Raw genomic sequence first — 22424 nt, 5'->3', positions numbered from 1 at the left:
AGGAACTCAGCTTATGCAGCCCCAAGTGACTTCTCTCGCTGCGTCACGTGAAGAAGAGCAATCTTCGGAACCTCCGAGTAGACCGAGGGCGGAAGAGCCGCCCTCCCCTGCCCCAGACTGTCCTGCCGTTTCTTCCAGAGACTCGCTCTGGAATGATTGGCGGTGGCAAATCCGAAATCGGATTCGCACGCTCGAACAGCTGTCGGCGTATCTGCCGGGCCTGTCAGAGCGGGCCGACCTGAAAGCGGTCATCAGCAAATATCCGATGGCCATCACCCCGTATTATGCCTCCCTGATTCGCGTGCCGGATTTATCGGACCCGATTTTCCGGATGAGCATTCCGAATCCGCAGGAACTGTCGGACCCGCCCTGCCTGAGCGAGGACCCGCTGGAAGAACATGTGGACATGCCGGTCCCCGGGCTGATTCACCGGTATAAAGACCGAGCCCTTTTGATTGCCACGACAACCTGTTCGATGTACTGCCGGCACTGCACGCGCAAGCGCATCGCCGGCACGCGGGAAACGGCGATTTCCTCCCGCCGTCTTCGCCAGGTCGTCGAATACCTTCAGGCCCATCCGGAAATCTGCGATGTGATTATCTCCGGAGGCGACCCGCTGACGATGGCAGACGCCGCGCTTGAATCGGTGCTGTCGGCGGTTCGTTCCGTGCCGTCGGTTCAGGTCATCCGCATCGGCACCCGGGTGCCTGTCGTGCTGCCGATGCGCATCACGGATGCCCTGGTTCAGATGCTCCGCAAATACCACCCGCTGTGGATCAATACTCACTTCAATCATCCGAACGAACTGACGGCGGAATCCTCCGCAGCCTGCGGCAAGCTGGCGGATGCCGGGATTCCGCTGGGCAATCAGTCCGTCCTGCTCCGCGGGGTGAATGACCGGCCACAGGTGCTCGAAGAACTGTATCGGGGCCTGGTGCGGATTCGGGTGCGGCCCTATTATCTGTATCAATGCGACCTGGTCCGCGGCGTAGAGCATTTCCGAACCTCCGTACGGGCCGGCATTGAAATCATGGAATATCTGCGGGGGCGTCTGAGCGGAATCGCCATCCCCACGTTCGTCGTGGATGCACCGCACGGGGGCGGCAAAATTCCGGTCCTTCCCAACTATGTTGTTTCGATGAGCCCGACTCATACGGTTCTGCGCAACTACGAAGGACTTCTGATTCACTATCCCGAACCCGGCGTGGAAACCATCCCGGATGAACAGACCGAACTCCACGGAACCCCCGGCGTATGGGAACTGGCGGCGGGCAAAGCGTCGGTCATTCAGCCGGCCAGAACCCTCCGGGGACAGCGGCGGGAAAAAATCCGGAATCGCTCCGGACTGGATGCCACCGGTTTTCTGTTCGACTCATGATTCGGAACCGCTGAGCCTCGAAAACTTAGAATCCTATGAAGAAAAAAATCGGCCTGGTTTACGATTTGCGAAGAGACTATTTATCCGCCGGCTTCACGCCGGAGGATGTGGCGGAGTTTGACTCCGACAGCACGATTGACTGCCTTCATCAGGCCATTGAGTCGCTCGGATACGAAGTGGAACGCATCGGCAACGGCTGGGCGCTGTGCCGTGCCCTCACGGCCGGAAAACGATGGGATTTGGTCTTTACCATTGCCGAAGGGCTCAAAGGCAGAAGTCGAGAGGCCCAGGTGCCTGCTGTGCTGGAGCTGTATCAGATTCCGTACACGTTTTCCGACCCGCTGGTCTGTGCAGCCACACTCGACAAGGCGGTCGCCAAGAAACTGGTGGCGTATGAAGGGCTGTCCACGCCGGCGTTTGCCGTCGTGCGCCGGGCGGAAGACATCCAATCCGTCGCACTGCGGTATCCTCTTTTTGCCAAACCGCTGGCTGAAGGAACCGGCAAGGGAATCGACCCAAACTCCAAAGTTGAAAATCCGGCGCAGCTCAAGCGGGTCTGCCGAAATCTGCTGGAGCAGCACAAGCAGCCCGTTCTGGTGGAAGAGTACCTGGCCGGACGCGAATTCACCGTCGGGATTGTCGGCACGGGGTCCAAAGCCCGTGTAATCGGGACGATGGAAATCGAGGTCGCCGACAAAAATCAGCCCCCGATTTATTCCTACCTGAACAAAGAAGAATGTGAAACGCGGATTCGGTATTCTCCGCTTCGGGAAGCGGCTCTGAAACAATCCATCGAAAGTCTGGCCCTGCGGTGTTATCAGGTGCTCGAATGCCGCGATGCAGGCCGGGTCGATATACGGTGCGATGCGCAGAATCGGCCGTATTTTCTGGAAGTCAACCCCCTGGCCGGGCTGCATCCGACCCATTCTGACCTTCCGATGATTGCCGCCCAGGAAGGCATGACGTATGAAGAACTGATCGGCGCTATTCTCCAGAGCGCTTTTGAACGAGCGCAGGAAGAACGGAATATCCATGGAAGACGTCCTTGTATTGTATAACCAGATTGACCCGGCCGACCCGGATTTTCGGGAAAGCCGCGGAGGCGTCCTGGACCAGGTCAAAGCAGTCCTGGAGGCCCTCGATAAACTCGGGATTGAATCCGAAGCCCTGGCCGTGGAAAGTCTCCAGCATCTGGTTTCCCTGCTGAAACGGCGGAAAGAGAAACTGATTTTCAACCTGATTGAAGAGTTTCCGGGCTCGGCGCGGGATGCCTGCGCCGTTCCGGCCCTGTGCGAGGCCTTTGGAGCCGGCTGCACCGGCAGCGGCACGGAAGCCCTGTTTCTGGCTCAGGACAAATCGCGGACGCGGGCTATCCTGACGGCCGCCGGTCTTCCCTGTCCGGCGGGCCTGACGGTCGAGCCGGGACGTCCGCTGCCGATGGACAAACTCAAAAAAGGCACCTACATCATCAAGCCCGCCTGTTCCGATGCCAGCGAAGGCATCTATCCGGATTCGGTGGTGACGATTCCATCCCCGCAGGCCGTCGAAAAAGTCCAGGCCATTCACCAGCGGTTTCATCAGGCCGCTATTGTGGAGCAGTTTATTCCCTCTCGGGAGCTGAACGTCTCGCTGCTCGAAACCGCCGGCAAAATCCGGATTCTGCCTCTGGCGGAAATTGATTTTTCCGCCTTTCCGCCGGACAAGCCCCGCATCGTGGATTACCACGCCAAATGGATGAAAGAATCCTTTGCCTATCAGCACACCCCCCGCATCATTCCGGCACCCCTCGAAGAGCCGCTGGCCGAGAAAATCCGCCGTCTGGCCACGCAGGCCTGGCTGGCCCTCGACTGCCGGGGCTATGCCCGAGTCGATTTTCGGCTGGACGAAAAAAATCATCCGTACATTCTCGAAATCAATCCCAATCCGGACATTTCCCCGGATGCAGGGTTTGCAGCCGCCCTGAAAGCCGCCAATATCCCCTATGAACGCTTCGTGTGGCTGATGCTTCAAAACGCCCTGGCGATTCGGGCCCGGAATACGCTGACCAGTCAAAACGGAAATACCCTATGACAGCCCCTGCTTTCGCAATCCGGCCGGCCCGCCCTTCGGACGAATCCACTGTGCTGGAGTTCGTGGAACGGACCGGCTTTTTCCGAGTCGGAGAGCTGGCTGTCGCTCGCGAAGTCTTTTGTGAAGCCGTCAGCGGAAAACCGGAATGCACGTATCAATCCTATGTAGCCGAGCTGGAAAACAGAGTCGTCGGCTGGGTTTGCTTCGGGCCGACTCCCTGCACCGTCGGCACCTTCGATATGTACTGGATTGCTGTGGACCCTCTCTTTCAGCGCAGAGGAATCGGCAGGAAGCTGAGCGAATTTGCCGAGGAAAAAATCCGCGGACAAGACGGGCGGCTGATTATCGTCGAAACCTCCGGAACCCCGCGCTACGATGCGACACGGGCCTTTTATGAGCAGAACGGCTATCTGCTGGCGGCGGAAGTCCCGGACTTTTATGCCCCCGGGGATTCCAAATGCATTTATTTAAAACCTCTCGTTTGAAGCCCGCCTAAACCAAATCGCAGGCATCCGGCGGCATCCAGTGCGGGTCTTGTCCTTCCCATTTGACGTTGCAGCCGATAGGATTGGTCAGGGGCTTTCGGACCGGCCGGCCCGCCAGCACATCCTCCAGTGCATTCTCCAGGTCGTTGACCGTGCTCTTGCTCGGATCGCGGGGATTATCCAGTTCGCGGCCGGTATAAACCAGTTTGCGGTTTCGGTCAAACACATAAAAATGCGGGGTTCGCAGGGCCCCGTATTTTCGCGCCACATCCTGAGAACGGTCATACAGATACGGCCAGGGAAATTTCTTTTCCTGCATCCGCCGAACCATATGCTCGAAGGAATCCTCCGGATACGTATTGGGGCTGTTGGAATTGATGGCGACAAACTTTACTCCTCTGGGCAAAAACTTTTCCGCCGTGCGTCGGGTGACCTCTTCGGACCCGAGCACGTACGGGCAATGGTTGCAGGTAAAGAAAATCACCAAAACCGGGGCCGAATCAAAATCATGCAGCGTGTATGTTTTGCCGTCCGTCGCCGGCAGTGAAAAATCCGGAGCAGACTCACCTATTTTTAATGTAAAAGCCATATTTTTAATCTCCTTTCCGAACAAATCCGTCTCTTGAATAATACAAATGAAAGAACCGCCGGGTTCTGGAGAAACAGATTGCGGGAATCAATCATATTTTGCGGAAAGGAAAGACCGATGGACTGGAAAACCTATTTTGAGAGCACCGAAGGGGTCGGCATTCTCGCTACGGCGGATAAGTCCGGAAATGTCAATGCAGCTGTTTTTGCACGCCCTCACGTCCAGCCCGACGGACGAATCGCATTTATTATGCAGCCGCAGTTAAGCTATGCCAATATTCAAATCAATCCGAAAGCCGTGTATTTGTTTCTTGAAAAAGGAGAAGGCTATAAAGGCCATCGGCTGTATTTAGTGAAAGAGCGGGAGGAAAGCGACCCAGCCGTCGTTCAGTCGATGCGGCGCTGCCGTCAGAAAAACAAATCTCTAACCCAGGAGCGGGCGAGATTGGTCTTTTTCCGTATTGACCATACTCGACCTTTAATTGGGAATACGGCTGCCTTTGAAGAGTATCTTTGAATCCTGAATCAAATGGGGAGGAATAATACTTTCTGACTGCCGGAATATGGGTTCATAAAGGTTCAATCCTCCAAAAATATCCTGTTTCCCCCCTCGCCAGGCGTAACTTAAATCGTTTTTTAAATTGCATTTTTGACGCTACTCCGTTAAAATAGGTAAAAATAAACCCTTTGGCCGCTTCGAAAATCTGTCAATTTTTTTGTGTCCTGTCCTGCAAGCAAGAATCTTCTTTTACGGAGAGATGTATGAAAAACAAAACCATTCTGCGGTTTCTGCTCCTGACAACCTTGTTCAGCCTTTGTGCTTTTGCGTCCGGGGCGGAGAAGATTGTCAGCCGTCCGGTGGATTGGCGGGCGCCGGGCGGGGGAAGGATTCCGGAAGTCCGTTTTCGAGTTAAAGAGGAACCGGCTGCTGAAGAACAACTTCCCAAGGCCCTCAGCCTGCCAGCCGCGAATGCGATAGACTCCCCTCCGATTGACGGCTTCGTCCCATGGATTGTCATTACTACCACCAATCGTCGGCTGGCCGACCTGGAGCTGGATGCCGTCCCGTCAGCCGCTGTTGTGGGGCAATTTACAGCCGCCAACTGGCAGCGGGATTTTGCCGTCGGCATTTTCGATACCGGAGCCAGCGCCCATGTTCTCAGTTATGCCGCCTCCGTTGCTCTGCGGCTGAACAACAGAACCTATCTGACCAACAATACCATCACGATAGCCGGCGTAACCGGCTCCGTTGATGCTTATGTCAGTTATCCTCTGGGGCTGTTTATGGGCGGTCTGAATCTGCTGGAACCCAACCAGACTCCGGACCGGGAGGCCCGTCTGCCCTCTACAGCCGGAATGGTGGGCGAATACAATGTCTCCGTGCTGGTGGGGCAAAACCCGGGCACAAATCCGGATTTGGTGACCGCCGTCGGAACTCCGATGAGCGTCTTTTGGACGACGGTGATTCGAAATGACCAGCCGGTGACATCCGTTTATAAGGGCCAGACCTATACCGGGCCTTCGCTGACTTTTTATCCCGCCGGCGATGAGAATGCCCCGCGATTCCGAAACCGCGTCCCGCTGGAACTGCGTCCGCTCGGCGCCGCCGCCGTCCAATACGTTCCATTCAGCATAGACGATATTTTTAATTTTGATTTCAGCCCGTCCAGTCCCTCCGTCATCATCGGAACCGGTTCACAGTGTCTGTTCTTTGTCCACAGTGTGGATTTGGCAGAAGGCGGGCGGTCGGCGATTGACCGGAGCCGCTTTATGCTCGATACCGGAGCACAAATCACCGTCATCGGGGACCGAATCGCCGCCCGGCTGGGGCTGGACCCGGACGCCTGGGAATTTCAGGTGCCGATTATCGGGGTGACCGGGGAGACCATCGAGGCGCCGGGGTATTATCTTGACTCCCTGAAGATTCCGGCGATCGGACAGTGGCTGGAGTTTACCAACGTGCCGGTCGTCTGGCTGGAAATTTCTTCGCCGGAGGGCGGCAAACTGGACGGGGTCATCGGGATGAATCTGTTCACTGAATACAATCTGATTCTCCGCGGGGGCGGGCTGTTTTTAGGAGACGACCCGGCGCTGGAGTTTGAACGGTTTGTTCCGCCGCTGCGCGGGGATATTGCCCCGGCCGTTCGGGACGGCCGTGTGGATATGCTGGATTTGGCGGAATTCAGCCGAGCATGGCTGAGCGAAAGCGGGCAGGCAGGCTGGAATCCGGCGGCCGATTTTATCAGCAGCGGGCGAATCGATTTGTCGGACCTGGCTGTTCTGGCCGAACAATGGCTGGCTGCTCTGTGAGACTTTTTTGAGTCTGACTACAAAAATTCTTCGGCAGTTCCGCGGCTTGCCCTCCGAAGCGTTTCGTGAAGCTCCCGTCATTCCCGCGCAGGCGGGAATCCAGCGGAGGGGAAAATCCGAAGCTCGAAATCCGAAACAATTCACCACAGATTGCGCGGATTCCACAGATTTGAAAAAAATGAAGAAGGAAAGCAAATGAATTTGACTGATGACTGATGACTAGCAACTGTTGACTGATAACTGGCGACTGGCCGCTGGCGTCTGGACACTGTCCGGCGGAAGACAGCCCCGCCCGAAAGGGCGTGGAGAAAAACGTCATCCATCATCAGGCCGTTGTCGTCAGCCTTCATTTGTCAGGGAAAGAGGAAAACAGAGGCATGCTTGCCCTTTCCCCGGGCTTATCGCCCGGGGCTAATTCCTGCCCTGGTTTCCTATCACCGGGCCTATCGCCCGGGGCTGGTTTTTTGCAAAGATTTTGAGACACACCGGCAGGGGAAGTCTTACCGACCGTTCGGACGGAGTGTATGCAGCAGAATCGCCTGGCTGTCTCGTCCGGACAGCAGGTCCTGTCCGGGCAGCAGGAGGATTTGCTGACCGGCTTTGGCCCAGCCGTGCTTGAGAATCGTCTTTTCCGCGTATTCGGTAAATTCCGCCAGGGTGCTCACAAAGGGACTGTACACCCCGATGACCCCGTAATGAAGCCCCATCTGCTGATTGACCCGCTCATCCGGACAAAACGAAACAATCGGCACATCCATGCGTGCCTTGCTGAGCAGACGAGCCGTAGTGCCGGTTTTGGTGGCCACGGCAACGAGCGCGCAGGGAATTTCATCAAGCATCTGGGCCACACAGCGGGCGATGACCGACAGAGTCTTTAAGGCAGGGTCGGTCTCCATCGGAGGACGCGGCAGATTCAGCCGCTCCAGATACGCTTCCGTGCTGCCGCAGACCCGATGAATCACCCGGGCGGCTTCGACCGGATATTTGCCGACCGATGTCTCGCCGGAGAGCATAATCGCATCGGCATAATCCATCACGGCATTGGCAATATCCGACACCTCCGCCCGTGTCGGCCAGGGATGTTCAATCATCGACTGAAGAACCTGTGTCGCCACGATGACGGGCTTGCCGAACCGTCGGCATAAGGCGGTTATCCGCTTCTGAATCAGAGGCACTTGTTCGGCCGGCATTTCCACGCCCAAATCCCCGCGAGCCACCAACACGGCATCGGAGACCTGAATAATTTCCTCCAGATTTTCCACCGCTCGGGGTTTTTCAATCTTGGCGACGACTTTTATCGGAGAGTCTTTCTGCCGCAGCATCTGCCGCAGGTCAAGAATCTCCTGCGCTTTCTGAACAAAGCTCAGAGCCAGATAATCCAACTGATGCTCCACCGCCCAATCGATCCACTGCCGGTCGCGCGGCGTGATGGCGGGGATGCCCAAATCGGTATCCGGCAGATTGACGCCCTTTCGGCTTCGGACAGGGCCGCCGACCAGAACACGGCACTCCAGAATCTCGCCTTTTTTGTCAACGACCTGCAGAACAATCGCTCCGTCATCCAGCAGGATGCGCTGGCCGAGCTGGACCCGGTCAATCAGCTCCGGCAGAGTCGTGGAAAAGGCGTCAGGCCGTCCGACCTCCAGACGGCGATGAATCAAAACCGTCCGGCCGGGTTCAATCAGACCGCCGTCGGGGTCAATGGGACAGAGGCGGATTTTGGGACCGCACAAATCCCCCATCACGGAGACGGCAAACGGCACTTCCCGTGCCGCCGAGCGCACCGCCGCCAGCATCGACTGATGCGTATCGGGTTCTCCGTGCGAAAAATTCAGCCGAAACGTCCGCACCCCCGCCTCCATCAGCTGCCGGACGGTCTTCACATCCGCCGAAGCGGGCCCCAGCGTAGCCACAATCGCCGTCTTGGTAATCATGTGGGTCCTTTCCCTACCAAAGCGTCCCCTGAAAACCGCCGGATTCAATTCGTCAAACCGGCAATCGCCGCACCGACCAGCGTCGCATTGTCCACACTGACAATTTCCGTGAAAACCCCCTTTTTGTTTTCCAGATAGTCTTTCAGATAAAACTCCACGCGGCTTTTGAGGGACTTCATTTTGTAAAACGTCGTGCCCTCCGCCACGATGCAAATCGGACGGGTGGGGTCTGTCCCCTGTCCGGACTGCAGGGCCGCACTGGACAGATTCAGTGCCGCCAGTTTTGCCGCCCGCTCCGTCAGCCGGTCCGCCAGTCCGTAAAGAATCTGCACATCCTCCGGCCTGCCCTGCCGCACCGCCGCCGCCAGACGCCCCGTGCCGTAAGGATGTTCCAGAAACTCATTCATCTCTTTTGTGGTCAGATTTTCCAGGGTTGACAGCGGTTCTGCGGCCTGGCGGCTGAAAAGACCGTCTTTGCATGCCTGACAAATCACCACCCCCAGCAGGGCCCCCAAATACGCCCCTGAAATCATCTTCTCAAACCGCTGTGAGCCCGGATTGACCGTGGACTTGTCAAAGCGAATATCCAGTTTGCCGCGGTGACAATGGCCGAAACCGCCGGATTCCGTGTTGATAATCTGGCTGCGGGTCAGGTCCAAATTTTTTTTCTTGAGAATATTGGCGTTCTTTTCGATGTAGCAGCAGTTTGTCCCGGTTCCCAGAATAAAGCCGATCATTCCCCCGAAAATTCGATTCTGATAACCGCAGCCCGCCAAAAGGGTCGCCACTGTATCATTCAGCAGCACAATATGTTTCCGCCCCAGTCCGGCGGCCTCAAGGGCCTCATTGAGCCGCTGGCCGATCATCTGATCGATGACCGACGGGGCTTTAATTTCTTTGGAAAAGCGGAGCAGCCGCCCGTCTTTATTCGGGTACATCTCCACCGGATATGAAAAGCAGAATCCGAGCCGCTCGGAGGCATCCCCGATGTCGCGGAAATACCCGGCCATGATGCGGAAGAACTCCTCCGCCGAGACTTCTCTGTCGATGCCGGGCATGGAAAACAGCCGCAGATTCTCCAGAATCGGCCTTCTCTGCTCATCGAAAATCACTGTGGCGGCCCGGAAGTTGGTTCCGCCGGCATCGGCGACAATCACCCGCTGCCCGACCGGCACATCCGCATCCGCCTCCAGATATGTCGGAATCATCTCCACCGTGCTTTTCTTTCCGGCAAGCCCCTTCTGCATCTCCGCCAGAAACCGGCCGACATTCTCCTCAAAATCCACATCGAGGACATCCATTTCCCAGTCCCGAAGGAAACGAATCACCCGCCGGCGGACCGATTTCGAGTTGACGGCCCCGGACCCACCTGTTTTTTTCTGAACCACGTTCTCATCCTCCCACACAAACCCCACGACTTACGGGTCTGTGCCTTTTGTTGTTTTATTCATATCCATTCGGATGCGCCGTATGAAACTTCCAGGCGCTTTCGACGATGGTTTCCAGGTCCGGATACCGGGTCTTCCATCCCAATTCCCGGATGGCGCGGGAGGCGTCGGCCGTAAGCACCGGCGGGTCGCCCGGGCGGCGGGACGTCTCTTCCACCCGAAACGAACGACCCGACACACGCCGCACCGTGTCAATCACCTGGCGGACGGAATAGCCGGTTCCGTTGCCCAGGTTGTACACCAGCTCCCGCTGGTCCGCCAGCCGCTCCAAAGCCAGCAGATGCGCCGAACACAAATCCTCCACGTGAATATAATCGCGAATGCACGTGCCGTCCGGGGTCGGATAATCCGTCCCGTAAATCTTGATCGACGGCCGTTTTCCCATCGCCGCCTGAATAATCAGCGGAATCAGATGCGACTCGGGGCGATGGTCTTCGCCGAATTGAGCATCAAAACCCGCCCCGCACGCGTTGAAATACCGAAGCGCCGCATAGCGAAGCCGTCCCGTCTGACACTGAAAATGACACATCCGCTCCACAGCCCATTTGGTCTCGCCGTAGGGATTGATGGGGTCTTTCGGCAGGTCCTCCGGTATCGGAATCGTCCGGGGCATTCCATACACCGCTGCCGTGCTGCTGAAGACGAACTTTTCCACTCCGGTTTTCTCCATCGCCTCCAGCAGGGTACGCGTTCGGCTCACATTGTTGTCATAATAGCGAAGCGGCACTTCCACCGATTCGCCGACCTCGATGAAGGCCGCAAAATGCATCACCGCTTCAATTCGATGTTTTTTGAGAACCTCGACCGTAAACTCCAGATTTCCGAAATCCCCCTGCACAAACTCCGCACTTCGCACGGCGGCTCGATGTCCCTTGCTCAGATTGTCCAGCACAACCGGACGATGTCCCGCTCGAGCCAGCATCTCGGTCATATTGCTGCCGATATAGCCGGCCCCGCCGCAAACCAAAATATTCATTTCTTTCCTCCGTGAGAAACCGACTTCTGAATCGAACGCAGGATTTTCTTTTCCAGCCGGGGATCCGTCCCCAGATAGACCCATTCGGCCTGCGCCAGCACCTGCTCTCTCATTTGAAGAGATTGTCTGCGGCCGTCACTGTCCGTGACATAACCGCCCGCCCGGCTTCTGCCCTCCAGCGGCTGGTCCGGCACGCTCAGCCGACGAACCAGGACACGGCAGTTAACGCAGACCTGACTGCCTTCGGCCTCCAACCGAACCTCGGCAATCCGCTGAAGACTGTGCAGACTGGCTTCCGCTGTGTCGGACAGACCCGCATTGTCCGCCCGCCAGAACTCAAAAAACTGGGCTCCGCGAAGCGGAAATGTGATGATTTGTCCCGCCCGAACATCCGATTTCTCAATGGCAAACTGCATCCGGGTCATGGTGCGCTCGGCTGCCGAAAAAACCTGGTCCATTGATACCGGCTCCAGACAAATCGGTTCCGTCGGCTCCGTCTGTTGGGTCGATGCGCAGCCCGCCAGCAGCCCCAGCACAAGCCCGAGCCATATCTTTTTCTGTTTCATACCTGTCTCCTGTAAGTTGATGCAAAATTGTATCCGGAATCCTCTCTTTTCTCAAGACTCGTTTTGTTTTTTCCATTCGGACCAACATCATTCAACCTCCGGGCGAGCCCCGGACGATATGAAAGGAGAACGATTATGCTGAACGTCCAAATTCAAAATCTTCGCAGGCGTCTGGCCGAGCTGCCCCTCGGAAAGACCGTCGAGTCATTTCTCGACTATCTGATTGTCGAGGCGGGGCTGGCCTCCAACACCGTTTTGGCCTACGGCAGGGACCTGCTGGAATTTGCCCGGTTTTGCCGCAGCCGAAACATTCATCGGCTCCAGGACATTCAGCCGGCCGTCGTTTCCCAATATCTGCACACCCGCCGCGGTCTTTCAGAGGCCTCCCTGAGCCGACATCTCGTTGCCGTCAAAATGATGCTCCGTTTTGCCGTACTGACAGGTCTCGTAAAAGACACCTTTATCGACACCCTCGAAAGCCCCAAACAATGGAAACGGCTGCCGGCCGTGTGCTCCAAGCAGCAAATCTTCGCTCTCCTCGATGCGCCCGGCCCGGATGACCCCTATTGGCTTCGGGACAAGGCCGTTCTGGAACTGCTGTATGCCACAGGGGCCCGTGCCGCAGAGGTCGCCGCACTGGAAATCAAAGATGTCAACCTGTCTGTCGGATACGTCCGCTGCTTCGGCAAAGGACGCAAGGAGCGTATCGTCCCTTTGGGCCGTGCCGCAGCTCAGGCCGTTCAGGCCTATCTGGAAACCCTGCGCCCTCAGCTGGCCAAACCGTTCAGCGGCGCCGCTTTGTTTCTCTCGCGGACGGGCCGGCCTCTGGACCGCATCGAACTGTGGCGGATTGTCAAAAAATACGCCCGACGGGCCGGTCTGCCGAAAAAGTTAAGCGTCCACACCCTTCGGCACTGTTTTGCCAGTCATCTGCTGGCCGGAGGCGTGGACCTCCGCTCCCTGCAGGAAATGCTCGGCCATGCCGACATCCGAACCACCCAGATTTACACTCACGTGGACCATGACCGCCTGAAAGCCATTCACCGAAAATTCCACCCCCGGCCGTAACCCCATTTGCCAAAACCGACGATTGACAAATCCCTCCTGTTCGATTACCATGATTTATGAGGTAGCGGTCATTGCACAGTGCAGGAACCAACAGAGCCCCTCCAGGGAGAGAAAAAAATGGATTTTATACTGTCTCCAAAACAGCCGACTCATCGAAAAGGATTTCTCTGGCTTTTGATTTTCATCAGTCTGTTTGTCATCTCCCTGCTGTGTTTTGCCGCCGGCCGGCTGTTTGAAATGCTCAGTTTTCTGCTCCTGCCTTCTGTGTTTCTGTTCCTGACAACCGCCGCTGTCGGCGTCATCGCCGTTCTGGTGTACTTGAACGACACGGCCCAATCTCTTCATGCCGTGATCGAAAAAATGGAGCAGACCCTCGAATCCCTCGGGCGGCAGCAGACCCTGCTGGTCAAAATCTCCCAGGCCGTCCGCGTCAGCGACCGGGCCAAGGAAATCATCTTCCGCGACGCTGAGCAGATTGAGCTCGGAGAAGCGGTGTTAAGCAAGGTGCATCAGCATGATTTCGAGGCGGCGGAGGCCATGCTCAATGAAATGGCCAAAGAGGCCCGCTACAAAGAGCTCGAAGCCCGCCTGCGGCAGATGGCCGTCAAATACCGCACGGCCACCGAAGAGGGACGCATCAACCAGATTATCAACCACATCAACGACCTGCTTGAGCGGCACTTGTGGGCACAGGCCGCCGCCCAGATTGAAAACCTGCTGACGCTCTATTCCTTCTCCGAAAAGGCCCGGCAGATGCCCGCCAAACTGCAGGAAAAGAAAAACCAGTACAAACGCAAACTTCTGGCCGAATGGGACAAAGCGGTCAAAAACAAAGAGACCGACCGCAGCCTGGAAATTCTCAAAGAACTGGATATGTATCTGACCCCCGCCGAGGCCCTGGCCCTTCAGGAATCCGCCAGCACCGTCTTTAAGACCAAACTGCACAATCTCGGCGTGGAGTTTCAGATGGCGGTCACGGAAAAAAACTGGAAGGCGGCTCTGCACGCCGCCCGTCAGATTGTTCAGCACTTCCCCAACAGCCGAATGGCGGCGGAAATTCGCGGCAAAATGGACATTCTGCAGGAGCGGGCCCGTCAAAGCACTTCCGAAAGCACCGCCTCCTGACCCTCCGCCACCGCAAAGCCCGGCCGGCCGTTTTCAGCCGCGCATATCGAAAAGCGACTGGGTTTTGATAATGGTCAGCTGCTCCGGGAAGGCATGAAAGGCATGAATGTGAAGCTCGTCCCGTCGGGCTTCAAAATCAATATAACTGAAGGCCTCCAGCCCTTCGGCGGAAGAACCTCCAAAGGCGACAAACAGCCCCCGATTTCGGGCAAACCGCTGCAAATCGATGTGGCTCTGTCGGTACAGATTCGGACTCATTTTTTCCACCTGGAAGTCCGTCATATAGCTCAAACCCCGGCTGAGCGTGCATTTGTGGGTCCGCGGACCCCGGAACGGAAACCGCTCCACCAAACCGCGGCGCGGCAGCGGCTGCTCGGGACCGCTGATCAGTTCCGTCAGGCAGACATCATCCGCAAAGACGCTCACCACATGGGAACAGCCGGTCGCCCACAGCAGCATCTCATACCGTTCTGTTTTCAGATGCCGGCGGGCATAAATGCGAAACAGTTCCGGATGCAGCGGACGCTGAAAGAGGGAGAAGGTCAATTCGCTGACTGCCAGGTTGGTCTTCGGAACATCCATCTTGTCCTGCCTTTCTATGCAAATCCCTGTTTGTCATTTCCGATTATACCAAATCGGAAAAAAGCAAATCAAGGCCCTTATCAATACTGAAAAACCCATTTGGGCCGGCTTATCGGACCAAACTTTTGCAAGTCTGTACGAAACAACGACTAAAGAAGTGCAAAAAAATTTGTGAAAAATCCGCTTTGGCCGTCCGCTCAGCTGAAAACCAGCAGATTCAGAAAGGCCGCCAGAATGTCATAAAAAGCGTGAGTGCCCGCCGTAATGCCGAATCCGCGGAAGGCATAAAGCACGGCAAAATAAATGCCTGCCAGCATTCGAAAGAAAAAGCGGCTCCATTCAAATGCTTCCCCTACTCCAACACGTCCGTTTACAAAAAACACGTGATGATGAATGCTGAACAGGAAAGCCGACACCAGCACCGAAGCTATCACAGCATGTTTCCGCTTCAGGCCCAGAACATCCTGAAACAGGAGCATCAGCACGCCGATGAGAATCAGACGGAAGACCAGCTCCTCATAAATCCCCGCTCCAATGCCGGTAATCACCTGAAGCCACAGTTCCTGACGGGCCAGACTGAGCACAGAAGACAGCATCATCGCCGCATTGGAGGTGATTTCCGCCGTACGGTTCAGCAGCAGACTGAGCACAATCAGCGGAACCGACAGCAGCAGACACTCCGCCGTCATCGGCAGAAAATCCGGCCAGTGAATCCGCCAGGAGCTTCGGGACGTGAACTGAAACCCCAGCAGAATCACCAGCGGCACCAGCGGAGTGGCCACCCAAATCATTCGGGGCGAAAATCCCAGATATTCCAGAACATTCTGCACCCACAGGAAGGCCACAACCCGCGTCTGGGGCTGGGCCAGGCGTTCTGAAAGGGCCTCCGGGTCAATCAGATAGGTCCCCAGTTCATACAGCAGGATAAATCCCAGCAGATAAACGAACGCATAAATCGGCCGACTCGTCCGGTCCATATAGGTATCCGGAACAAACACCATCAGTTGGCGAAACGAATCCCGATGTTTTCGCTTTCGGCTCATTTTTTCACGGTCTGCCGGGGCTTCTTTCTTTTCATCCTGTACCCGAAACAGTAAAATTCGTCGGCGGAAAAGTAAAGACAATTTACCAGACCGGAAAGGAAAATCAATGCGTTCCGAAATCCTGATGGACATCTACCGCCGGCTTTACGACCGCTTCGGCCCGCAGCACTGGTGGCCCGGGGAAACCCCGCTGGAAATCATGATTGGAGCCGTCTTAACCCAAAACACCAACTGGAAAAACGTCGAAAAAGCCATCGCCAACCTAAAGGCCGCTTCGCTGCTGGACTTGTCCAGACTGGAGGCGATTTCCGCAGAGCGTCTGGCGGAGCTGATACAGCCCGCCGGCTACTTCAACGTCAAAGCCCGCCGGCTCAAAAACCTGATTGCCTGGCTTTCCGAAAAACACGGCGGACAAATCGAATCCCTCAAAACCCTTTCGACTTCACGGCTTCGGGAGGAGCTTTTGTCGATTCGGGGAATCGGACCGGAAACGGCGGATTCCATCCTTCTGTACGCCCTCGAAAAACCGGTCTTTGTTGTGGATGCCTACACCGCCCGAATTCTCGGCCGCCATCGCCTTCTGGAAGAAGGGGCCGGCTATGACGAGATTCAGTCCCTCTTTGAAAACGCCCTGCCGAAAGACACCGCCCTGTTTAACGAATACCACGCCCTGCTGGTCCGCTGCGGCAAAGAAACCTGCAAACCCAAACCGGTCTGTGCGGGCTGCCCGCTGGAAGATTTGCCCCACGACACGCAGTAAGACTGCCTGGAATCCCTGCCGGGCCTATGGCGTCGGTTCCGTCTGCTTCGGCTGATTTTCCGTCTGTTCCAGACGGCGCAGCTCCTCCTGAAGCCGCCGAACGGCCTCGGCCTCCTGTCGGGCCTTTTCCTCCGCTGCGGCTGCCTGACGCCGGGCCTCTTCCAGCTGAACCTGTTTGGCCTGAAGGTCCTGCAGGGCCTTCTGCATCTCCTCCGAAAGCAGCATCATCTGTTCCTGAGTAAGCCGGCGCTGCTGCTGGGCGGCCGCTTCGGCCTCCAGCCGCTGCTGAAGGGCCTGCTGGGCACGGGCAGCCTCCTCCTGCAGGGCCGTCGCTTCCTGACGGAGCCGCTCGGCCTCCTCCTGCGCTGCCTGATACTTTGCTTCCTCTTCCTGAAGCCGACGCAGCGCCTCGTCCCGCTCAACTTCGGCCTTGACACGCCGCGTTTCAAATTGAGCAGCCCGTCTTTCCACAATATTTCGATAGGAATCCCCCCAAAGGAAATCCAGAGCCCCGCCTTCCGTGTCCAAATCGAACCCGGGTTTTTCAAACTTCTTTCGGATATCCTCGGCTACGGTTTCGAAGGCCTTGCCGCCGCCGGAAATGCTCGGCGTCAGAATGAAGAATATCTCCGTCCCCTTTTCTTCAAAGTCCTTGCTGGAAAACAGATATCCGATGACAGGAAGGTCCTTAAAGAACGGAATGCCGCGCACCACCGAGCGCTTCTCGCTCTTGCGCATCCCGCCGATAACCAGACTTTCGCCCGGACGCACCCGCGTCTCGGCAATCTCAATCGAACGCTCCGTAATAATGGAACGCTGGATGACGCCTTCAGGTTTGGAGCGGGAGCCGATGGTGATCGAAACGGACAAGCCGATAGAACCGTCCGAATAGACCGTCGGCACCACCGTCAGCGTATCCTTTACCCAGACATACTCGGTAATATTATAGGCGTCGCTGGCCCCGCCCAGACCCGTTTTGACCTTTTCGACCGGAGTATAATCCTGAATCGTTACCGTCGCCTTTTTGCCGTTGACGGTCTCCAGAGTCGGGTTCAGCAGAATTTTCAGATACCCGCGGGAAACCAGCATATCCAGAACCAGTCGAACCTGATGGCGGGGCTTTCCGCGATTGACCCAGGCCCCGAAATCTCCGCCGAAATTCGACCGCTCCGTCTCCCGAAGCGACGCCCCTGGAAACGCAGGGTCCAAATCAATCAGTTCCCCCGGCTGGAGCGACATTCCGGGATACTGAGACGGGTCAATCTGGAAAATCCGTCCATTTTTAATCGCATAATGCTTTCCGCCGCTCTGACCGTAATAGAATGTGGCCATTTTCTCCCCGAGCGTCAGATTTTCCCCAAACAAGTTTTCCAGAAACAGCGAGCTTTCCCAGTCCATTGTGACATCGCCGAACCGCTCGAGAATCAGACAGTCCACATTGACCTGAATCGGCGGCACATCCACCCCCTCCAGATAGGCCAGGGCCGCATCCGCCTGCGCATGATCCTGACAATAGAGAACCAGCTGATTCGTTGAATTATATGCGACAGCCTGGATGTCCATCTGCTCCCGAACCAACCCCGCCAGATAGTCTGCAGAATGGTGACGCGTAAAATAAAAGGCCTTGATGCCGTCCTTAATTTCCAGCCGGCTGGGCGGCTGCAGATACAGCTCGGGAATCGGATTGGTCATCTGGGGTTTGGTTTGAATTTCCCGAAGCTCCTTTAAGACCCGGACGGTTTCCGCCTCGGTACTTCGTTTTTCGAGGAAGTTTCCGCAGCCGGCCCCCGGCAGAATCCCGGCCAGAGCCGCCAGACAGAGCACCCACGGCAGCCGTCCGCCTCCCTTTCCAAAGACAGATTGTAAATTCACTTGCCTCATCTTTTATTGTTTCGGATTTGCAGGAGCCGCCGGAGATTCGGCGGAGTCAGGACTTTTCTGTTCCTCAGTTTGAGTTTGACGAATTTGCAGGAGGCGCTGCTGTTCCTGCCGAATTCGGGCCGCCCGTTCCGCTGCTTCCGCCGCCTGCTGTTCGAGCTCCGCGGCCCGCTTTTGCGCATCCTGAATCGCCGCTTCAGCCGCTTCAGCCTGCCGTCGGGCCTGCTGAATCTGTTCGTCCAGTCTCATCCGAAGGACTTGCTGTTCGACAGCCGTTATTTCCTCCGACTCGGTTTTCTGACGATTTTCGTCCATCTGCTGCCGGGCCTTTTCAATCTGTTCCAGGGCCTGTTTTCGCAGCGATTCAAACAGTTCTGCCTGCCGGCGGGCTTCCTCCGCCTGTGTCTGACGCTCCTGTGCCAGGCGCTCCGCCTCCTCCGCTTCCCGCTGGGCCCGAACCAGAGCCGCCCGGGCTTCCGCCGCCCGCTTTTCCAGCAAACCGGTGTACATATCGGCTCCCGTCGGGTCCCCCAAAATCTCCTCGAGGGTCTGACGGCGCTGCGGGGCTTCATATTTGTCCCGAACCATCTGCGCCGCTTCCACATAAGGAATGCTGCCGGAGGAAATGCTCGGCGTCAGAATAAAAATAATCTCGGTCGCCTTCTCCTCAAAATCCTTGCTGGAAAAGAGAATCCCCAAAATCGGCAGGTCCTTCAGCCCCGGTATCCCCCGAATGACGGACCGATTTTCGCTTTTGCGCATCCCCCCGATAATCAGACTCTGCCCGGGGGCAATCCGATTTTCTTCCACCTGAATCGAACGCTCCGTGATAATGGACGTCTGAACCACCCCTTCCGGCTTGGACTTGGAGCCGATGGCAATGGAGGTCTGAAGGCCGATGGAACCGTCCGCATACACTCGGGGCGTAACCGTCAGGGTATCCGCCACCCACTTGTAATCCGTCAGGGTATAGGTGATGGTCTTGTTGGTCTCGGAAGTCCCTTTGGCCGTCACCTGCAGTTCAATCGGAGCATTGTCCCGAATGGAAATGGTCGCACTTTTCCCGTTGATCGTCTCGATAGACGGATTCAGCAGTATCTTCAGATAGCCGCGGGATTCGAGCATGTCCACCACCAGGCGAATTTGACGCCCGTCTATGCCCTTATTGCGCCAAAAACCAAAATCCATCCCAAACTCCGAGCGGCGGCTTTCCCGCAGCGAAGCCCCCGGAAAGGCCGATCTTGGATACTTGGAAGCCCCGAGAGTAATTCCTTCTCCCAAAAGATTTTCCATTAGCAAAGTCGTCTCCCAGTCCATCGTGATATCGCCGAACCGCTCCAGAATCAGACAGTCAATATGGACCTGAATCGGCGGTACATCAATCCGCTCCAGAAAATCCAGAACCCGGTCCGCCTCTGCCTCATCCGCACAATGAATAATCAGCTGATTGGTTGTCGGATTGGAACTGACTTTGTATCCCAAATCGCGAAGGGCTCCCGCCAGAGAATGCACTTCCTTTTCTTTGGCCTTATCCGGACTGCGAAAAGACAAATCCCCGGACGGATTGTGTTTCGTAAAATAAAACAATTTGACTCCATCCGGTACCTTCAACCGGATGGGCGGCTGCCGATATAGAAGCGGCAAGGGATTGGCAATATGGGGGTTTTCGCGAACCTGAGAGAGTTCATTCAGAATCAGTCGGGATTCTATTTCCGTCGATTTTCGCTCAAAGAAGGTCCGAAGTTTCTGCTCGGAGGGTTCCTGCGCACAACCGACCGTGAAAAACAAAAAGGCCAAAGTCCCGCTGATAATGAGTTCCCTCAGGAAAACCACTTGAAGGGAAAAACGATATTTTCTGAAAAAAGACATCCCCGCTCGTAATAAACAGAACGTTTCGGTACTCTAACGTATCCTAAACATCGGATAAAAAACACAGTTTTCTGTAATAAAAAAGGGATTTTTCGGTGAAATCTCCTGAAAAAAACTTCAGGAAATGGTATAGTTGAAGAATGAGCAAAAAAACAAATCCGTCCATTACAGTCGGTTTTGTCTCTCTGGGCTGTCCGAAAAACACAGTGGACAGCGAGGTGATGCTGGCCCGCATCGGTCAGGCGGGTTTTGTTTTGACCGGCCAGATGCAGGCCGATGTCGTGATTATCAACACGTGCGGCTTTATTGAACCGGCTAAACAGGAAGCGTTGTCGGTCATCCGTCAGGCCGTCAAAGAAAAAAAGAAAGGCCGGCTGGGCAAAATTATCGTGGCGGGCTGTTTATCCCAGCGGATGGGGGCTTCCCTGCTCGAAGAAATCCCCCAAATTGACGCCGTCGTCGGACTCGGCCAGCGGGAACAGGTAGTCGAGATCCTTCATGCGGTTTTGCAATCCTCACCAAAACAGCCGGGCAATCGACAATTTCTTCAGCCCTCTTCGGAGATAATCTTTGACGACAGCGAACGTCTTTTAATTACCCCCTCCCACTGGGCGTATCTCCGCATCAGCGAAGGATGCAGCCGACATTGCTCGTTCTGTACAATCCCTTCTATCCGGGGCAAATTCCGAAGCAAGCCTATCGACTTAGTCCTTTCTGAAGCCAGGCAGCTGGCCGAACATGGGGTTCTCGAATTGAACCTCATTGCACAGGATACCACCTCCTATGGGCGGGACCTCGGCTTAAAAAACGGCCTGGCTACACTGATAAGCGAGTTGGAAAAGATAAAAACAATTCAATGGCTGCGGCTGATGTACCTTTATCCGGCGTCTATCGATGAAGCCCTCATCGAAAAGATTGCCCAAAGCTCCAAAGTTGTCCATTACGTCGATATCCCGATACAGCATATCAGCAATCCTATCCTGCGGGCAATGCATCGGCCGGACACAAAAGAAAACACGTTTCAATTAATCCAGAAATTACGGCAGTCTATTCCGGATATCATCCTGCGAACCACGGTTATTGTCGGATTTCCGGGGGAAACCGATGAACAATTCGAAGAACTCCTCGACTTCATTCAATGGGCTCAATTCGATGCACTCGGCGCTTTTCCCTATTTTGCCGAATCCGGAACCAAGGCCGCCGAGCTGCCGGACCAAGTGCCGGATTCGCTCAAACAAGAGCGGCTGAATCGGATTATGCTTACCCAGCAGGAAATCGCCTTTAAAAAAGCCGACCGGATGATTGGGAAAGAATTGACCATTCTGGCGGATGAAATGGACGAAAACAACCGTCTTATCGGACGTTTTTATGGGCAGGCCCCGCACATCGACAGCGTCTGCCTCATCGAGGGAACTCCCGTTCAGCCCGGTCAGTTCGTTCCGGTCCGCGTCATCGGCCGGGAAGGTTATGACCTGCTGGTGAAGCCGGTCTGAAATTTGGAAAGAACAAAATCTAAAAAAATGATGTATAGAATTATAGACCTGAAATCTTATAGGAATAATAAGATGGCTGGCTTTCACAAACATTATCTTGTATTTTTGTCAGCCGCCGCGCTGGCACTGGGCGGAATGATGAGCAATCGCTGTATCCGCTGTGAATGCTGCATTCAGCCCAAAATGGACAGCGGCCATTCCGAAAAGCAAACCTCGTCCTGCTGCCAACCCCCTGCTCCAAAAACCTCTTCCTGCGGTTTTTCTCAGGAAACAGTTTGTCCCTGTGCTCTGCGGTCCAGGCCTGCGATTCCTGTTCAGGTCGGCCGCAATGTGTCCGCCGGCGATTCCAAAACAAATGGGACTGCCGCTTGGCTGAGTCCTGAAACCCTTCATCAATTCTTTGATGTCCTTCCTAACCAAACGATACACGGGGCGGCAGACGTCCGGACAGCCCCTGCGCTGTCTTTTCTTTGCCGTCTGAACTGTTGATTCGTTCCCTTTCAAGTCGGTTTCTCCGAAAAGAACCTGAACTCTTTTTAACGAAAGGAACGAACCATGAACAAAAGAATGATGTCATTTCTGCTCCTGTCAGGCATTGCTGTGCTGGCAATCGCCTTTGCGGGCGGAGCGTTCCAAATGTCTTCGCACGGCCAGAGCGGATGCAGCGCAGCCGCTTTGACATCTGCGACCGCCTGCTGCAGCGCCTGTACCTGTACCGACTGCTCGTGTACGGACTGCCAATGCACAAAGGGATGCACCTGTGAAAACTGCACCTGCAACCCCTGCAAGTGCGGACAGGACTCCTGTGCCTGCTGCAGCGGATGCACAAAGCCTAAGGCAGCCTAATCCTG

At 55.8% G+C, this 22424-nt stretch carries 20 protein-coding genes; 11 read left to right on the top strand and 9 right to left on the bottom strand.

Annotation, left to right across the window (positions count from 1 at the left end; all coding sequences use genetic code 11):
• Positions 1-13 precede the first annotated feature (13 nt).
• From WHS88_02165 to WHS88_02150, 4 genes are read left to right on the top strand one after another with little or no spacing between them, the layout of a single operon-like run.
• Positions 14-1378 carry a KamA family radical SAM protein gene (locus WHS88_02165; protein ID MEJ5258974.1) on the top strand — a complete coding sequence of 455 codons (1365 nt, stop codon included), beginning with the start codon at positions 14-16 and terminating at the stop codon, positions 1376-1378.
• A 35-nt stretch (positions 1379-1413) separates the two neighbouring features.
• A complete protein-coding gene (locus WHS88_02160; protein ID MEJ5258973.1) occupies positions 1414-2436 on the top strand; it encodes a hypothetical protein in 1023 nt (340 codons plus the stop codon).
• The gene (locus WHS88_02155; GenBank protein MEJ5258972.1) at positions 2411-3448 is read left to right on the top strand and encodes an ATP-grasp domain-containing protein; all 1038 of its coding nucleotides are present in this window, start codon (positions 2411-2413) and stop codon (positions 3446-3448) included. Before WHS88_02160 ends, WHS88_02155 begins: the two co-directional genes overlap by 26 nt.
• Positions 3445-3933, top strand: a complete 489-nt coding sequence (locus WHS88_02150) for an N-acetyltransferase (protein MEJ5258971.1) — start codon at positions 3445-3447, stop codon at positions 3931-3933. Before WHS88_02155 ends, WHS88_02150 begins: the two co-directional genes overlap by 4 nt.
• A 7-nt stretch (positions 3934-3940) precedes the next feature.
• Here WHS88_02150 and WHS88_02145 read toward each other — a convergent pair whose 3' ends face one another.
• On the bottom strand, positions 3941-4522 hold the full coding sequence (locus tag WHS88_02145; GenBank protein ID MEJ5258970.1) for a thioredoxin family protein: 582 nt from the start codon (positions 4520-4522) through the stop codon (positions 3941-3943).
• A gap of 117 nt (positions 4523-4639) precedes the next feature.
• Here WHS88_02145 and WHS88_02140 point away from each other — a divergent pair, with 117 nt between their 5' ends.
• Together WHS88_02140 and WHS88_02135 are read left to right on the top strand one after the other, a co-directional pair.
• Entirely contained in the window at positions 4640-5038 is a 399-nt protein-coding gene (locus WHS88_02140; GenBank protein ID MEJ5258969.1) for a pyridoxamine 5'-phosphate oxidase family protein, read from the top strand.
• A gap of 245 nt (positions 5039-5283) precedes the next feature.
• The gene (locus WHS88_02135) at positions 5284-6831 is read left to right on the top strand and encodes an aspartyl protease family protein (GenBank protein MEJ5258968.1); all 1548 of its coding nucleotides are present in this window, start codon (positions 5284-5286) and stop codon (positions 6829-6831) included.
• A gap of 500 nt (positions 6832-7331) precedes the next feature.
• Here WHS88_02135 and pyk read toward each other — a convergent pair whose 3' ends face one another.
• From pyk to WHS88_02115, 4 genes are read right to left on the bottom strand one after another with little or no spacing between them, the layout of a single operon-like run.
• Positions 7332-8765 (bottom strand): pyruvate kinase, encoded by a 1434-nt coding sequence (gene pyk, locus WHS88_02130; protein ID MEJ5258967.1) that lies wholly within the window; start codon positions 8763-8765, stop codon positions 7332-7334.
• Positions 8766-8809: 44 nt separating this feature from the next.
• On the bottom strand, positions 8810-10153 hold the full coding sequence (locus tag WHS88_02125; GenBank protein MEJ5258966.1) for a hypothetical protein: 1344 nt from the start codon (positions 10151-10153) through the stop codon (positions 8810-8812).
• 55 nt (positions 10154-10208) lie between these two features.
• The gene (gene galE / locus WHS88_02120) at positions 10209-11189 is read right to left on the bottom strand and encodes a UDP-glucose 4-epimerase GalE (GenBank protein ID MEJ5258965.1); all 981 of its coding nucleotides are present in this window, start codon (positions 11187-11189) and stop codon (positions 10209-10211) included.
• Positions 11186-11755 carry a hypothetical protein gene (locus WHS88_02115; GenBank protein MEJ5258964.1) on the bottom strand — a complete coding sequence of 190 codons (570 nt, stop codon included), beginning with the start codon at positions 11753-11755 and terminating at the stop codon, positions 11186-11188. Before WHS88_02115 ends, galE begins: the two co-directional genes overlap by 4 nt.
• 135 nt (positions 11756-11890) lie before the next feature.
• Here WHS88_02115 and WHS88_02110 point away from each other — a divergent pair, with 135 nt between their 5' ends.
• Both WHS88_02110 and WHS88_02105 read left to right on the top strand, forming a co-directional pair.
• A complete protein-coding gene (locus WHS88_02110) occupies positions 11891-12823 on the top strand; it encodes a site-specific tyrosine recombinase (GenBank protein MEJ5258963.1) in 933 nt (310 codons plus the stop codon).
• 117 nt (positions 12824-12940) lie between these two features.
• Complete coding sequence (locus WHS88_02105; GenBank protein ID MEJ5258962.1) at positions 12941-13948, top strand: hypothetical protein; 1008 nt, start codon at positions 12941-12943, stop codon at positions 13946-13948.
• A gap of 33 nt (positions 13949-13981) precedes the next feature.
• Here the strand turns inward: WHS88_02105 and WHS88_02100 are convergent, their stop codons facing one another.
• A complete protein-coding gene (locus WHS88_02100; protein MEJ5258961.1) occupies positions 13982-14530 on the bottom strand; it encodes a DUF2617 family protein in 549 nt (182 codons plus the stop codon).
• 197 nt (positions 14531-14727) lie between these two features.
• The gene (locus WHS88_02095) at positions 14728-15573 is read right to left on the bottom strand and encodes a CPBP family intramembrane glutamic endopeptidase (protein MEJ5258960.1); all 846 of its coding nucleotides are present in this window, start codon (positions 15571-15573) and stop codon (positions 14728-14730) included.
• Positions 15574-15679: 106 nt separating this feature from the next.
• Here WHS88_02095 and WHS88_02090 point away from each other — a divergent pair, with 106 nt between their 5' ends.
• Positions 15680-16333: an endonuclease III domain-containing protein gene (locus WHS88_02090; GenBank protein MEJ5258959.1), complete on the top strand. Its 654-nt coding sequence runs from the start codon at positions 15680-15682 to the stop codon at positions 16331-16333.
• A 24-nt stretch (positions 16334-16357) separates the two neighbouring features.
• Here WHS88_02090 and WHS88_02085 read toward each other — a convergent pair whose 3' ends face one another.
• Positions 16358-18205 (bottom strand): hypothetical protein, encoded by a 1848-nt coding sequence (locus WHS88_02085; GenBank protein ID MEJ5258958.1) that lies wholly within the window; start codon positions 18203-18205, stop codon positions 16358-16360.
• 12 nt (positions 18206-18217) lie between these two features.
• Positions 18218-20080, bottom strand: coding sequence for a hypothetical protein (locus WHS88_02080; GenBank protein ID MEJ5258957.1), 1863 nt, complete (start codon positions 20078-20080; stop codon positions 18218-18220).
• A gap of 140 nt (positions 20081-20220) precedes the next feature.
• On the opposite strand from WHS88_02080, the gene rimO reads away from it, so the two are divergent.
• Positions 20221-21573, top strand: coding sequence for a 30S ribosomal protein S12 methylthiotransferase RimO (gene rimO, locus WHS88_02075; protein ID MEJ5258956.1), 1353 nt, complete (start codon positions 20221-20223; stop codon positions 21571-21573).
• Positions 21574-22128: 555 nt separating this feature from the next.
• Positions 22129-22419 carry a hypothetical protein gene (locus WHS88_02070; protein MEJ5258955.1) on the top strand — a complete coding sequence of 97 codons (291 nt, stop codon included), beginning with the start codon at positions 22129-22131 and terminating at the stop codon, positions 22417-22419.
• The last annotated feature ends 5 nt before the right edge of the window (positions 22420-22424 follow it).

This window comes from Anaerohalosphaeraceae bacterium (assembly GCA_037479115.1).
Lineage (GTDB): Bacteria > Planctomycetota > Phycisphaerae > Sedimentisphaerales > Anaerohalosphaeraceae > JAHDQI01.
Note: the sequence above shows the minus strand (reverse complement) of the source record. Positions and strands in the feature narration are given on the sequence as shown.

What these genes read in the sequence shown, in the direction of transcription:
- WHS88_02105 (MEJ5258962.1), top strand. Translation starts at nt 12,941, where the DNA reads ATGGATTTTATACTGTCTCCAAAACAGCCGACTCATCGAAAAGGATTT.
- WHS88_02165 (MEJ5258974.1), top strand. Translation starts at nt 14, where the DNA reads ATGCAGCCCCAAGTGACTTCTCTCGCTGCGTCACGTGAAGAAGAGCAA.
- WHS88_02110 (MEJ5258963.1), top strand. Translation starts at nt 11,891, where the DNA reads ATGCTGAACGTCCAAATTCAAAATCTTCGCAGGCGTCTGGCCGAGCTG.
- rimO (MEJ5258956.1), top strand. Translation starts at nt 20,221, where the DNA reads ATGAGCAAAAAAACAAATCCGTCCATTACAGTCGGTTTTGTCTCTCTG.
- WHS88_02150 (MEJ5258971.1), top strand. Translation starts at nt 3,445, where the DNA reads ATGACAGCCCCTGCTTTCGCAATCCGGCCGGCCCGCCCTTCGGACGAA.
- WHS88_02070 (MEJ5258955.1), top strand. Translation starts at nt 22,129, where the DNA reads ATGAACAAAAGAATGATGTCATTTCTGCTCCTGTCAGGCATTGCTGTG.
- WHS88_02095 (MEJ5258960.1), bottom strand. Translation starts at nt 15,573, where the DNA reads ATGAGCCGAAAGCGAAAACATCGGGATTCGTTTCGCCAACTGATGGTG.
- WHS88_02155 (MEJ5258972.1), top strand. Translation starts at nt 2,411, where the DNA reads ATGGAAGACGTCCTTGTATTGTATAACCAGATTGACCCGGCCGACCCG.
- WHS88_02090 (MEJ5258959.1), top strand. Translation starts at nt 15,680, where the DNA reads ATGCGTTCCGAAATCCTGATGGACATCTACCGCCGGCTTTACGACCGC.
- WHS88_02145 (MEJ5258970.1), bottom strand. Translation starts at nt 4,522, where the DNA reads ATGGCTTTTACATTAAAAATAGGTGAGTCTGCTCCGGATTTTTCACTG.
- WHS88_02115 (MEJ5258964.1), bottom strand. Translation starts at nt 11,755, where the DNA reads ATGAAACAGAAAAAGATATGGCTCGGGCTTGTGCTGGGGCTGCTGGCG.
- pyk (MEJ5258967.1), bottom strand. Translation starts at nt 8,765, where the DNA reads ATGATTACCAAGACGGCGATTGTGGCTACGCTGGGGCCCGCTTCGGCG.
- WHS88_02140 (MEJ5258969.1), top strand. Translation starts at nt 4,640, where the DNA reads ATGGACTGGAAAACCTATTTTGAGAGCACCGAAGGGGTCGGCATTCTC.
- WHS88_02160 (MEJ5258973.1), top strand. Translation starts at nt 1,414, where the DNA reads ATGAAGAAAAAAATCGGCCTGGTTTACGATTTGCGAAGAGACTATTTA.
- WHS88_02080 (MEJ5258957.1), bottom strand. Translation starts at nt 20,080, where the DNA reads ATGTCTTTTTTCAGAAAATATCGTTTTTCCCTTCAAGTGGTTTTCCTG.
- WHS88_02135 (MEJ5258968.1), top strand. Translation starts at nt 5,284, where the DNA reads ATGAAAAACAAAACCATTCTGCGGTTTCTGCTCCTGACAACCTTGTTC.
- galE (MEJ5258965.1), bottom strand. Translation starts at nt 11,189, where the DNA reads ATGAATATTTTGGTTTGCGGCGGGGCCGGCTATATCGGCAGCAATATG.
- WHS88_02100 (MEJ5258961.1), bottom strand. Translation starts at nt 14,530, where the DNA reads ATGGATGTTCCGAAGACCAACCTGGCAGTCAGCGAATTGACCTTCTCC.